This window comes from Tardiphaga sp. vice304, assembly GCF_007018905.1.
In the GTDB taxonomy this organism is placed as follows: Bacteria; Pseudomonadota; Alphaproteobacteria; order Rhizobiales; family Xanthobacteraceae; genus Tardiphaga.
Genome location: NZ_CP041402.1, coordinates 2,872,496 through 2,885,997 on the forward strand (window position 1 = coordinate 2,872,496; position 13,502 = coordinate 2,885,997).

The following is a 13,502-nucleotide window of genomic DNA, read 5'->3' on the forward strand; positions in this document are numbered from 1 at the left end:
CCATGACTCCCGCCGCAAAACTCTCCGCCGCGATCGAACTGATCGAGGCCATCGACACCCAGCGCGTGCCCGCCGCCAAGGCGCTGAAGGAGTGGGGCACTGCGCACCGCTACGCCGGTTCCGGCGATCGCGCCGGCATCGCCGGGTTGGTGTGGGACGTGCTGCGCCGTCGCGCCTCCAGCGCCTGGATCATGAACAGCGACACGCCGCGCGCCCGCGTGCTCGGCATGCTGAAGGCCGAGCGCAAGATGGACGTCGAGGCGATCGCCGCATTGTGCGATGGCGGCCGGTTCTCGCCGGAGCCATTGAGCGACGCCGAGCTAGCCGCACTGTCGTCGCGCACGGTCGATGACGCCCCGGCGCATATTGCCGGCGACTACCCGGAATGGCTCGACGGCCATCTGACCGCCGTGTTCGGTGACAACCGCGTCGCCGAAGCCACCGCGATGGCCAGCCGCGCGCCGCTCGATCTGCGCGTCAACACGCTGAAGGCCAAGCGCGAGAAGGTGCTGGGCTCGGTCAAGCATCTCGGCGCTGTGGAGACGCCGTGGTCGCCGATGGGGCTGCGGATCGATCTCGGCGCCGATGCCCGCAATCCCGGCATTCATGCCGAGGAAGATTTCATCAAGGGCGCCATCGAGGTGCAGGACGAGGGCTCGCAGCTCGCAGCCCAGCTGTCGGGCGCCAAGCCCGGCGAGCAGGTGATCGACCTCTGCGCCGGCGCCGGCGGCAAGACGCTGGCGCTGGCGGCGATGATGCAGGGCAAGGGCCGGCTGATCGCCACCGACAGCGACAAGCGCCAGCTCGCGCCGATCCATGAGCGGCTGTCGCGCGCGGGCGTGCACAATTGCGACATCCGCACCCCGAAGGGCCCGGACGACACATTGTCCGACATCCACGCCTCGGCCGATCTCGTCGTGATCGACGCGCCATGCACCGGCACCGGCACCTGGCGCCGCAACCCCGATGCCAAGTGGCGAATGCGCCCGGGCGCGCTCGAGGTCCGGATCAAGGACCAGATCGAGGTGCTGGAGCGCGCGGTGCCTCTGGTGAAGGCCGGCGGCCGCATCGCCTACATCACCTGTTCGGTGCTGCCGCAGGAGAACAACGAGCAGATCCGCGGCTTCCTTGCCCGTCACCCGGATTTTTCCGTGGTGCCGGCCGAGCAGGTGATTTCGGTGCTGTGGGACAAGGCGGAAGCCTTTGCCGCCGCGACCTACCAGAGCCCGGAAGGCCTGCTGATGACGCCGCGGCGGACCGGCACGGACGGGTTTTTCGTCTCGGTATTGGCGCGCAAGAAGGCCGATTAAGGCCCATCCCCGTCATTGCGAGGAGCGAAGCGACGCGGCAATCCAGAGCCACGAGCTCGGCAACGACTGGATTGCTTCGTCGCAAGGGCTCCTCGCAATGACGGGGGATAGGGCGGTGCAGGGCTGCCATCTGCCGGCTTTCCGGGCTTGCGACGCCGCCGGGAGTCGCGTAATGGCTCGCTATGACAGCCCCCAGCAACACTTCCGTATCGCCGTCCGATCCGTCGCCGCATGTGGCCGCGGACATCCATGACAAGATTCTGATCGTCGATTTCGGCTCGCAGGTGACGCAGCTAATCGCGCGCCGCGTGCGCGAGGAGGGCGTCTATTCCGAGATCGTGCCGTTCAACAAGGCCGAAGCCGCCTTCGCCGAGATGAAGCCCAAGGCCGTGATCCTGTCCGGCGGCCCGGCCTCGGTGCTCGACCATGACGCTCCCGCCGCACCGCTGTCGATCCTCAATGCCGGCATTCCCGTGCTCGGCATCTGCTACGGCGAACAGACCATGGCGCAGCAGCTCGGCGGCACCGTCGAAGCCGGTCATCACCGCGAATTCGGTCGCGCCAAGATCGAGATCACGGACGACTGCGCGCTGTTCGACGGCGTCTGGGAGAAGGGCGGCCAATATGACGTCTGGATGAGCCATGGCGACCGCGTCACCACGCTGCCGGAAGGTTTTCGCGCCGTGGCGAAGGCGCCGGGCTCGCCGATTTCGGTGATCGCCGATGATGTCAGAAAATTTTATGCGATGCAGTTTCACCCCGAAGTGGTGCATACGCCGGACGGCGCCAAGCTGATCCGCAACTTCGTGCGCAAGGTCGCCGGCCTCACCGGCGACTGGACCATGCGCGCGTTCCGCGAGGAAGCGATCGAGAAGATCCGCTCCCAGGTCGGCACCGGCCGCGTCATTTGCGGTCTGTCCGGCGGCGTCGATTCCGCTGTCGCGGCGGTGCTGATCCACGAGGCGATCGGCGACCAGCTTACTTGCGTGTTCGTCGACCACGGCATGCTGCGCAAGGACGAGGGCAAGACCGTCGTCGAGCTGTTCCGCGGCCACTACAACATCCCGCTGGTCCACGTGCAGGCTGAAGAACTGTTCCTCGGCAAGCTTGCAGGGGTCACCGATCCCGAGCAGAAGCGCAAGATCATCGGCAGCCTGTTCATCGACGTGTTCGATGCCGAGGCCAAGAAGATCGGCGGCGCGGATTATCTCGCGCAGGGCACGCTGTATCCCGACGTGATCGAGAGCGTGTCGTTCACCGGTGGCCCGTCGGTGACCATCAAGTCGCACCACAATGTCGGCGGCCTGCCGGACTTCATGAAAATGAAGCTGGTCGAGCCCTTGCGCGAACTGTTCAAGGATGAGGTCCGCGTGCTCGGGCGCGAGCTCGGCCTGCCGGAAATCTTCGTCGGCCGACATCCGTTCCCCGGTCCCGGCCTCGCGATCCGCTGCCCCGGCGAGATCACCTCCGAAAAACTCGACATCCTGCGCAATGCCGACGCGGTCTATATCGACCAGATCCGCAAGGCCGGCCTCTACGACAAGATCTGGCAGGCCTTTGCGGTGCTGCTGCCGGTGAAGACCGTGGGCGTGATGGGCGACGGCCGCACCTACGAATTCGTCGTCGGCCTGCGCGCGGTGACCTCCACCGACGGCATGACCGCGGACTTCTACCCGTTCGACATGAAGTTCCTCGGCGAGACCGCGACGCGCATCATCAACGAGGTAAAGGGCGTCAACCGCGTGGTGTATGATATCACCAGCAAGCCGCCCGGGACGATCGAGTGGGAGTGAGGCCGGTCGAAGCGAGCAGGGTTCGTCCATGTCGACCAGCCGAGCCGATCTAGCCGACTTCAACTACTTCCTTGCGATCGCGAGGCATCGCAGCTTTCGTCGCGCCGGGCTGGAGCTCGGTGTCAGTGCCTCTGCATTGAGCCATGCTCTCAAGAGCCTGGAAGCGAGGATCGGCGTCCGTCTGCTCAACCGGACCAACAGGAGCGTCACCCTCACGGCCGCTGGCGAGGAGTTTTTTGCCGCGCTGGTGGGGCCATTCGAGGCAATCGCAGGCGCAGCCTTGGCACTCGACCGGCATCGCGACGAACCGATTGGCCGTATTCGCCTTAACGTCATGCAGCATGCCAGTGCGCTTCTGCTCGCCCCGGTTCTTCCCGTGTTCGTCGAGCGCTACCCGGACATCGAAATCGATGTCCAGGTTTCCAACCATCTGTTGGACGTCGTGCAGGCGGGGGCAGATGCCGGTATCCGCTACGGTGGCACGGTGCCTGAGGACATGGTGACGCAACGGCTTTCGGCCGAAATGCGGTGGGTGGTAGCAGGCGCTCCGGCCTATCTGGAGAAGCACGGCGTTCCTCTGCACCCTCATGATTTGCTCAATCATCGTTACCACCGCATCCGGCTTGGCAATGATCGCATCTACCATTGGGACTTTGAGCGCGGCGAGGAGACGTTCGCGCTCGACGTCCCGGGCGCAATCACCATCGACGACACGCCCTTCGCCGTCGCGCTGGCGGCGGCCGGTGCGGGGCTGGCTTACCTGCCAGAGCCTTATGTTCTGTCGCAGGTGCGCCAGGGCGCCCTCCGCCTCGTCCTTGAAGATTGGGCCTCCATGGGCCGTGCAGCCTGACTTCCCCCTGTAGGCAGGGGCTTTTCACACGTCGGGCTAGCCAAGGGAACAGTCGCTACGCCTTGCCGGGCGCGTTCGTCGATCTGGGTCAGCTGCGCCCGCCAGCATTGGACGCAGAGCGGAAAGGTCTGGCCGACTCGTGCGCGAAGAACCACGATTTTGCCATTTCCGTTGCCACGATGTAGCCACCGACGATCGCCACCACAGCAGCCAGTTCCATAGTCGAAAGCGGCACGAAGCCGAACAGCGCACTTGCCTCGCCGAGGAACGGAACCGCAAACGTCGCGGCCGCGACAACAAGGGTTGACCACAGCAGCAACCGGCTTGGGCTACTGCTGAAGGCAGGCTTGCGGGTCCGCAGAACGAGCACCACCGCCAGCTCGGTGAGCAGCGAGATCATGAACCACGAGGTCTGGAAGGCCGCCTGGCCGGCTTGAAAGATGTAGAGCAGGACGCCGAAGGTCAGCAGGTCGAAGACCGAGCTGATCAGGCCGAATACAATCATGAATCTCTGGATATCCTTGACGCTCCAACGCTGCGGGCTGGAGACGCGCTCGGGGTCCACATTGTCGCTGGAAATCGCGAGCGAAGGCAGATCTGACAGGAAGTTGTTGAGCAGGATCTGTTTGGCCGCCAGCGGCAGGAAGGGCAGAAGCGGCGTAGCCAGCGCCATGCTGATCATGTTGCCGAAATTCGCGCTGGTGGTGATCGAGATGTACTTGAGCGTGTTGGCGAAGGTGCGACGCCCGTCCTCGACACCCTGGCGCAGCACGTCCAGATCCCGGCTGAGCAGGATGATGTCGGCGCTCTCGCGGGCGACGTCGACGGCTTCGGCAACCGAGATGCCCACGTCGGCGGCGTGTAGCGCCGGCGCGTCGTTGATGCCGTCGCCCAGATAGCCGACCGAATGGCCGGTGCGCTGCAAGGCGCGAACGATGCGCTCCTTCTGCTGCGGGTCGATCTCGACAAAGAGGTCGGTGCGCGGCGCGAGGTGCCACAGCGCCTCGTCCCTCATCCCCGCCAGATCCTCGCCTGTCAGCATTGACGCGGCGTCCAGCCCCACCGCCTGGGCCATGTGCGCGGTGACATGGCGGTTGTCGCCGCTGATCACCTTGATGGCGATGCCGAGCCGGGCGAGGTTCCCGATCGTTTCCCGCGCTTCGGGCTTCGGAGGATCGAGGAACACGAGGAAGCCGCGAAACACCATGTCGCGCTCGTCGTCGTGGTCATAGTCGGACTTGGCGGCAACGCGGCGTGTGGCCAGCGCGAGAACTCGGAAACCCTCTTCGCCTTTTGCCTTGAACACGGCGTCCAGGTTTGCGCGCGCAACTTGGTCCAGCGGCACCTCGGCGCCATCGCGCTCGAACGCCGTGCAACTGTCCAGAACATTCGAGAATGCACCCTTGGTGACGATCAGGTGATTTCCGGGGTCGGCGCTCTCAGCCACCACGATGGTCAAGCGGCGGCGTACGAAGTCGTAGGGGATTTCGTCGATCTTGGTCAGTCCTGCGGTCGTTAGTCCGGCCGATGCACCGGCAGCAATAATGGCGGCATCCAGCGGGTTCTCGATCCCTGTCTCGAGCGCGGCATTGACATAGGCGAGCCGCCGCAACTCGTCCGATGGCTGGGCCGCCGCATCCAGCACCTCGCTCAGCACGATGGTGCCTTCGGTCAGCGTGCCAGTCTTGTCGGTACACAGCACGGTCATGCTGCCCAAGTTCTCGATGGCATCGAGACGCCGCACGATCACCCCGCGCTTGCTCATGGCGCGTGCGCCGGCGGAGAGCGTCACGCTGATGATCGCAGGCAGGAGTTCGGGCGACAGTCCGACGGCCAAGGCCACCGCGAAGAGCAGCGACTCGATCACCGGGCGGTCGAGCAGCAGGTTCACCGTCAGGACGAACAGGACGATGATCACCATCACGCGGATCAGCAGATAGCCAAACTGCCGAACACCGCGCGCGAAGTCGGTTTCGGGCTGGCGCGCCCGCAACCTCGCGGCAATGGCGCCAAATTCCGTCCGGTGACCGGTCCGAACGACCATGACCTTCGCCGTGCCGCTGCGCACCGAGGCGCCCAGAAATACGGTGTTCGTCCTTTCGGCAAGCGCGGCATCGGGGGCGACGACGCCGGGCCGCTTCTCGACCGGAAAGGACTCGCCCGTCATGCTGGCTTCGCTGACGAGGAAATCCTGCGTCTCAAGGATGATCCCATCGGCGGGGATCAGATTTCCGGCCGCCAGAAGGATCACGTCGCCGGGTACGATCTGCGTCACCGGCAGCACCTGTTCCGCCCCGTCGCGCAGGACGCGTGCCGTCAGCGCGAGGCGTTTCTTCAATTCCTCGACCGCCGTCGAGGCCCGGTACTCCTGATAGAAACTGAGAAGCGAGCTGCCCAGTACAATGGCCAGGATGATCCCCGCATCCACCCATTGCTGAAGAACAAGGGAAATGGCCGCCGCAAAGGCCAGGATCAGGACGAGCGGGCTTTCAAACTGCCGCAGCATAAGGCGCAGGGCGCTCAGGCGCGGCGCATCCTCGACGCTGTTGGGGCCCACGGTTGCAAGCTGCGATGCCGCCCGATCCGACGTGAGACCGCCCGGTCCCGCGCCCAGAGACGCGGCCAGGGCAGTGGGGTCCTCGTTCCAGTACCTCGCGGCACGCGCTGCGTCTGCCATGGGCTGCCCCCAGCATCCGGGATGGGTCGCTGCGGCGCGGAGACGCGATCAAACCACGGTTCCGAACAGCGCACCGGTCCCCGCCGTCAACGTCATGGCAAGCGCGCCCCAGAAGGTCACACGCAGCGTCGCCTCCATCACATTTGCACCGCCCGCGCGCGCGCCAATCGCGCCGAGCAGGGCCAGAAACAGGAGAGAAGCGACGGTGGCTCCTACCACCAGCGCGGATCGTGGTATCAGCAGAACCATCGCCAATGACATTGCGGCCCCGACGGCGAAGGTCGCGGCCGAGGTCAGTGCCGCCTGGATGCGGGCATGGGCCCCCAGAGCGTCCCTGGCTATCAACTGGTCCGCGACCTGTTGCGCCAGATCGGGCGACACGCTGCGGTCGATGTAGATTCGCGCCAGTTCCTCGCGTTCGAACTCGGGCTGGGTGGCGAGTTCGGCGCGCTCGCGCGAAAGGTCGGCCTGTTCTGTGTCGTACTGCGAGCTGACCGAGACATATTCGCCTGCCGCCATCGACATGGCGCTCTGTCACAAGTCCCGACACGCCCGCCACGAGCACCTCGGAGGTCGCGGCCGAGGCCGCCGCCACGCCGACGATTAGACTTGCGGTCGAGACGATGCCGTCATTCACACCCAGCACTGCCGCCCGCAGCCAGCCGATGCGCGAGACGAGATGAGATGCGGGATGCGTATTTAGGCGCGACATGTCAGGTCCCAAGTATTATTGCTATAATATTACGCCTCGGGCGTGTGCTTTGATAGCCAGAACAGGGGAGTTGGAAACGAAAAGGTGATCGTGGAGCCGATTCATCGGTCGGGCATAAAGAGCTTGGATGTTACTGTGGCAGCTCGTCACTTCGGCAGCCGATGTGCAAAAGGCCCGCAAGAGCAGGTCTTATGTAGAAAATGCCGATTTCGGCGGTGTCGGCGTTGAACGGAAGAGCGCAAGGGAAGCTGTCAACAAGACGTCGCATCGGATTTGCGACTGCAGCATCCGGCCAACCTGGAAGTGGATGATCTATGAGCTACACAATCAATCGGATGATCTCCGAGGCGGGCATCGACGACATCGACGCTCGCGCGCGAAAAGCGCTTGCGGACCATGGCTTCGGCGTCCTGACCGAAATCGATGTCAAGGCGACGATGAAAAAGAAGCTCGATATCGAGATGAAGGGTTACCGAATTCTGGGCGCCTGCAACCCAAAGATGGCGCATCAGGCAATCGGCATCGAACCGCGGGTAGGCGCGATGCTTCCCTGCAACGTCATCCTGCGGGAGGTTGAGGGCGGCGTTGAAGTCAGCGCCGTCGATCCGGTAGCCTCGATGCAAGCGATCGAGAACACTGAACTCATCAGCGTTGCGAGGCAGGTGCGGGATCTGCTGGCCGACGCGGTTGCCGCGATCTAGGTGCTTGTGGCGGGTCGTTGGCAGCAATCAGGTTTCAGACCGCGTCCAATTTGATAGTACGGAAGATGACATCGGCCAGCAGAGCCTGCTATCGAAACGTGCGTGACGGTACTTTTTCGGTCCTCGCGGTCGACAAATTACCACTGCTAATCGGGCTTCCGGGGGCAATCGACCCCGATAGATGCTGGAACCGTAAGAATATTTTCTCGGGTGATTTCCCAATGAAATCAAAAGCGTAGATTTTTGACGGCCTCGCGGTCGGCATCTGCCCGTCTGTGGCCAGATTTGTCTCATCAATTTCAATGGTTATGGTGTTCTTGAATGTAAGAATGGAAATAATCCAGACCCATCCGGCAAATCCGGTCCGGCGCCAAGGCGCGTGATCGGCGCGGTGATCCTGGTCTGACAGAGTAATCCGCTGTCCTATCTCGCCAGTAGTTCGGCCAGAAGCTGGTTGGGGAACCGTCGGTTCAGGATGATGGCATAAAAGCTCTCGGAGAGATGGGGAATACGACAGTGCTCGACGAGAGCGCCGGATTCGAGTTCATCCCGCACCACAATCGGTGGCACCAGGGTCACGCCTTCGCGCTCACGGGCCAACAAGCGAAGCATCGCCATATCGTCGACTTCGGCCAGGATGATGGGGCGTATGCCCGCCAGTTCAAGAAGTCGATCGAAGGCGATCCGGATGTCGCTGTCGAGGCTGGGAAGCAGGATCGGCTCGCTGCGCAAATCTTCTGGAAAGCGAAACGGCGCTTTGCCAGGTCTCGGCCGCCCGACCAGGCTGACGGGCTGTTCGTTGAGGAGATGGTTGCGAAACGGCGCGCGTGCGTCCCTAGGAGCGGCGCTGTTGGACAGCACCACATCGATCGCGTGCGCTTCAAGCTGCGCCAGAAGGTCGCGTATGGTTCCGGAACGCACGATCAATTCCACGTCGGTACGGCCGACCAAGGGGTGCAGGAATTCGAGCTGGAAATTGCGCGACAGGGTCGTCAGCGCGCCGACCCGCAAGACCTGGCGGTTTGCCAGTGGGCGTCCGTCGAGGGTGCTCATCAACTCGTCGCCTGCCTGGAAGATAGTGTCGGCATAGTCGAGCGCGATCTGGCCGGCCTCGGTCAGAACGAGGCGTTTGCCCACGCGCTCGAACAATGGATGAGCGATCTGATGTTCAAGTTTCTGGATCTGCACCGATAACGCAGATTGCGACAGGTTCAGCCGTTCGGCGGCGCGCGTGAGGCTGCCTTCATGCGCGACCGCCCAGAAATACCGAAGGTGGTTGAAATTCAGGTTTTTCATATCGTTCTATAAAACAGAACGATAAGCGTGGAACAATGAATTTCTATCGCTTTTTTCCTTTTGGTACTGATTTCCCATCCGCATGATGCGCTGAGGGGAAATTCTTTGCTGATTGATCTGTTGCCCTATGCCGCCCCGTTCGCGCTCCTGCTTGCCGCGGCCGTCGGCTTTTCGAAATCCGGCCATAGGCCGCCGATGCTTCCCCGGTTGGCCGAGGCTCTGGCCCTGGTCGCTCTGGGGGTGGCGATCGTTTCGGCCGTCTTGCTGATGCTGCGCGGGGCGGATGCGCGGGGGATGGGGGGGGCGATCCACCTCGACGCGGTCAGCAGCGTGATGTCTCTGTTGGTGTCGTTCATCGGCTGGGTCGTGGTGCGCTATGCGGCCACCTATCTGGACGGTGAAGCCCGGCAGGGCGCGTTCACGGGCTGGCTTTGCATGACACTGGCGTCAGTCCTCGTGCTGATCCTGTCGTGGAATCTGGTCCAGCTTGTTGTGGCCTGGATCGCGACGAGCATCTTTCTGCACCGGCTGCTGCTGTTCTATCCCGAGCGGATCGCCGCGCAGCGGGCGGCCGCCAAGAAATTCGTCACCGCGCGGATCGGAGACGTGGCGTTGATTGTGGCAGCAGTGCTGCTGGCGCTGGCCTACGGAACGACCGAGATCGGAGCGATCCTGAGTGCAGCGCGCGCTGGCGATGGCGGCGCACTGGCGCTCGGCGCGGCGGGCTTTCTGGCCGTGGCTGCGCTGCTGAAATCGGCTCAGTTTCCGACCCATGGTTGGCTGACCGAGGTGATCGAAACCCCCACACCCGTCTCTGCGCTCCTGCACGCCGGTGTCATCAACGCCGGCGGATTTCTGCTGATCCGCTTTGCGGACGTGATGTTGCTGGCACCCGGCGTGCTGGCTGTGCTGGTCATGATAGGCGGGTTCACCGCACTGTTTGCGGGACTGGTGATGCTGACCCAGCCCGCGGTGAAGACGTCGTTGGCGTGGTCGACGGTCGCTCAGATGGGCTTCATGATCCTGGAGTGCGGGTTGGCGCTCTTCCCGCTCGCTTTGCTGCATATCGTGGCCCACTCGCTCTACAAGGCGCATTCGTTCCTCGCTTCGGGCGGTGCGGTCGAGTTGATCGCCGCCAATCGTCGGCCTGGTCCTGTCGCCATTCCCAAGGCCGGCGCCGTCAGGCGCGCTTTCTTCCTCGCGCTCGCTATCTACGCCGTCGTCGGAGTCGGTTTTGGCATCCGGCACGAGTCGCCGCAAGCCATTGCACTGGGCGCGATCCTGATCTTCGGCGTTGCCTATATGCTAGCTCAAGGGCTGGCGGACGCCGCACCGAGGGCCTTGACCCAACGCACCATTGTCTATGCCGTCGCCACGTCCGTCAGCTATTTCGCCCTGCAACTCTTCGTGGTCTGGCTGACGTCGAACGTACTGCCCGCCGCCCCCCCGCCGGGGCCGTTGCAGTGGGTGTTGATCGTTCTTGCGGTATTCAGCTTCGGTGTCGTGGCGGTCGTTCAGGCGATGTTTCCGCTCTGGGCGTACCACCCGGCAGCCGCCGGGCTGCGCGTACATCTCTCTAACGGTTTCTACGCCAACGCTGTTTTCGACCGGCTGCTGCACGGCTGGCGGCTGGCGGCTGCGCAACGCATCCCGGTCAGAATGGAGAACGAGCAATGACGACTGCAAAGCCTTCTATCGAGCACGACGCAATGGCGCTAATTGCTGCCGCCGATCAAGCTGCACAGGCGATCCCGCCGGTCTGGCCCTTGGCGTCAAGTGTCGCAGTCAATCCATTCCTCGGCCAGACCCACGAAAGTCTCGCCACGGTGGCCGCCCGGCTGGCGCGGGTGGCGGGCGCGCCGGTCACCATGCCGCGAAGCTGGTATCGCGAGCGGATCACCGATGGCAGCATCACCGATGCCGATCTTTCGGAGGCGCTGGCGATTGCGCCGGTCGCGTTGCGCCCCTCGAACCTTGGGTTGCTGATGGCGGCGGTCCAAGGATCGAAACCGGAGGTCAGCGCATTGCCGACGGTTGCTGATCTGGCGGCGGAGGTGTCCGGGATCAATTGGCCGGGTTTCATCGCCGAGCGTTTCGGGGCGTGGGCGGCGGGTTATCTCGATGAGGGACAGGCGCTGTGGGCCGCACCACGCGGTCGAGGCGCCTACGCCGCTTGGCGGGCTGTCGCGACTCACGATCTGACGCCGGAGATTGTTGGCCTGTCGGGCTTTGCAACCCATGTCTCGGAGGCACCGGAAACCGCGGCAGATGTGCAGGCGAGGGTCGTGCAACGCCTCGGTATTCCAATGGCGGCTGCACAAACCTACTTCCACCAAATGCTCATCACGCTAGGCGGCTGGGCGCAATATGCGCGCTACCAGCGCTGGCAAGCCGAGCTTGGTGGTACGACGGATACGACCATCACCGATTTCTTGGCGATCCGCCTGATCTGGGAAGAGGCTCTTTTCGATCGCTACGAGCACCAGATCGGTGCTCGCTGGCAGTCTGTCGTCGCCAAGCATGCCTTGCCCGTCCAAGCGACTGCCGACCATGTTGTTGACGCCATCCTGCAGGAGGCCCTGGAACGCTCGGCGCAAAGGAGGCTGGCTGAAACGCTTGCAGCGCAAAGCCCGGCGGTCGCAGAAGCCCGGCCTGCGATACAGGCCACCTTTTGTATCGATGTGCGGTCGGAGGTTTTCCGGCGAGCGCTGGAATACGTCAACCCTGCGATCCAGACCCTGGGGTTCGCGGGCTTCTTTGGCCTGACGGCCTCGCACCGCCGCTTCGCATCGGACGTCAGCGAACACCGGCTGCCGGTGTTGCTGAACCCCGGCATGACCACCCGTTCGGGCGGTCCCAAAGACGCCGCAGCGGATCAAGCCGCGCGGTTCAAGGCCCGTGCCAGACGGGCTTGGGGCCGGTTCAAATTGGCCGCCGTGTCGTCCTTTGCGTTCGTCGAGGCGACGGGACCGATTTACGTCAGCAAGCTCGTGAGCGATGCGCTGGGACTGCGCGCCACGCCTGCGCCGAACGATCCCGCGCCGCGTCCTGATTTGCCCTGGGATACCGGGGCACGAACCCGGTCTGCCGAGACCGTGCTGCGCGCCATGTCATTGACGGCGAACTTTGCGAGGCTGGTGCTTTTCGTCGGACACGGCGCCAATGTGGTCAACAACCCCCATGCCAGCGGGCTGCACTGCGGCGCCTGCGGCGGCCATTCCGGCGAGGTCAATGCACGGCTGCTGGCCGCCCTGCTAAACGACGTTGAGGTTCGCACTGGCCTGGTTGCGCAAGGGATCGATATACCGGCGGATACCCTGTTCGTCGCCGCCCTGCATGACACGACAACCGACGCCGTCACGCTCTATGACAAGGACACCTATTCTGCAGCACATCTGCCGGACATGAGTCAGGCACGGCTTTGGCTTGCTGCCGCGGGCAAGATCGCCCGGGGCGAGCGGGCCTTGCGCCTGCCCCGCGGGGCAGGGGAGCGCAGCCTCGCCAGGCGAAGCCGCGATTGGGCTGAGGTGAGACCGGAATGGGCACTGGCGGGCTGTAGTTCGTTCATTGCCGCGCCACGCGTACGTACTGCTGGCAAGAACCTGGCAGGCCGCGCCTTCCTGCACGACTATCAATGGAAGGCCGACCGGGACTTTGGCGTTCTCGAACTGATTTTGACGGCGCCGGTGGTGGTGGCGAGTTGGATCAGCCTGCAATATTACGGATCGACGGTCGCGCCCGAGGTGTTCGGTGGCGGCAACAAGCTCTTGCACAATGTCGTCGGCGGCATTGGCGTCGTCGAAGGCACCGGCGGCGTGATGCGGGCGGGTCTCCCCTTGCAGTCGGTCCATGATGGTGAACGCTATGTTCATGAGCCGCTTCGCATGTCGGTCTGTATCGAGGCGCCGCGTGAGGCGATGACCGACATCCTGGCGCGGCATCCAGGCGTGTGTGCCCTGTTCGACAATCGTTGGCTTCACTTGTTCGCGCTCGACGACGCCGGCCGGATGGCATGGCGATATATTGGCGACCTGGATTGGGCACCGGTCCATGGGGAAGAGCGGACGACGGCTTTCCCTGAAATTGCGGCCTGATTGGCTGAAGCGGGCAGCTGGAACGGCCGACGCTCTCGATCCGATCGCAGTGGATTCTAATATGGATAA

8 protein-coding genes and 1 pseudogene are annotated in these 13,502 nt (G+C 63.7%); 6 read left to right on the forward strand and 3 right to left on the reverse strand.

Features of this window, described 5'->3' with window-relative positions; all coding sequences use genetic code 11:
* Positions 1-2 precede the first annotated feature (2 nt).
* From FNL56_RS13685 to FNL56_RS13695, 3 genes are all read left to right on the forward strand, one after another.
* The gene (locus FNL56_RS13685; protein ID WP_143573202.1) at positions 3-1,310 is read left to right on the forward strand and encodes an RsmB/NOP family class I SAM-dependent RNA methyltransferase; all 1,308 of its coding nucleotides are present in this window, start codon (positions 3-5) and stop codon (positions 1,308-1,310) included.
* 182 nt (positions 1,311-1,492) lie between these two features.
* Positions 1,493-3,103 carry a glutamine-hydrolyzing GMP synthase gene (gene guaA, locus FNL56_RS13690; RefSeq protein ID WP_143573203.1) on the forward strand — a complete coding sequence of 537 codons (1,611 nt, stop codon included), beginning with the start codon at positions 1,493-1,495 and terminating at the stop codon, positions 3,101-3,103.
* Between the two features lie 28 nt (positions 3,104-3,131).
* A complete protein-coding gene (locus tag FNL56_RS13695; RefSeq protein WP_143573204.1) occupies positions 3,132-3,953 on the forward strand; it encodes a LysR family transcriptional regulator in 822 nt (273 codons plus the stop codon).
* Positions 3,954-4,041: 88 nt separating this feature from the next.
* On the opposite strand, the gene mgtA is transcribed toward FNL56_RS13695, so the two are convergent.
* Positions 4,042-6,630, reverse strand: a complete 2,589-nt coding sequence (gene mgtA, locus FNL56_RS13700; RefSeq protein WP_143577908.1) for a magnesium-translocating P-type ATPase — start codon at positions 6,628-6,630, stop codon at positions 4,042-4,044.
* A 48-nt stretch (positions 6,631-6,678) separates the two neighbouring features.
* Positions 6,679-7,342 (reverse strand): annotated as a pseudogene (locus FNL56_RS13705) (VIT1/CCC1 transporter family protein).
* 314 nt (positions 7,343-7,656) lie between these two features.
* On the opposite strand from FNL56_RS13705, the gene FNL56_RS13710 reads away from it, so the two are divergent.
* The gene (locus tag FNL56_RS13710) at positions 7,657-8,043 is read left to right on the forward strand and encodes a DUF302 domain-containing protein (RefSeq protein ID WP_143573207.1); all 387 of its coding nucleotides are present in this window, start codon (positions 7,657-7,659) and stop codon (positions 8,041-8,043) included.
* A gap of 423 nt (positions 8,044-8,466) precedes the next feature.
* Here FNL56_RS13710 and FNL56_RS13715 read toward each other — a convergent pair whose 3' ends face one another.
* On the reverse strand, positions 8,467-9,339 hold the full coding sequence (locus tag FNL56_RS13715; protein WP_143573209.1) for a LysR family transcriptional regulator: 873 nt from the start codon (positions 9,337-9,339) through the stop codon (positions 8,467-8,469).
* 105 nt (positions 9,340-9,444) lie between these two features.
* Here FNL56_RS13715 and FNL56_RS13720 point away from each other — a divergent pair, with 105 nt between their 5' ends.
* Together FNL56_RS13720 and FNL56_RS13725 are read left to right on the forward strand one after the other, a co-directional pair.
* Entirely contained in the window at positions 9,445-11,016 is a 1,572-nt protein-coding gene (locus FNL56_RS13720; RefSeq protein WP_143573211.1) for a proton-conducting transporter transmembrane domain-containing protein, read from the forward strand.
* Positions 11,013-13,433 (forward strand): YbcC family protein, encoded by a 2,421-nt coding sequence (locus FNL56_RS13725; protein WP_143577909.1) that lies wholly within the window; start codon positions 11,013-11,015, stop codon positions 13,431-13,433. The genes FNL56_RS13720 and FNL56_RS13725 overlap by 4 nt, the downstream gene beginning before the upstream one ends.
* The last annotated feature ends 69 nt before the right edge of the window (positions 13,434-13,502 follow it).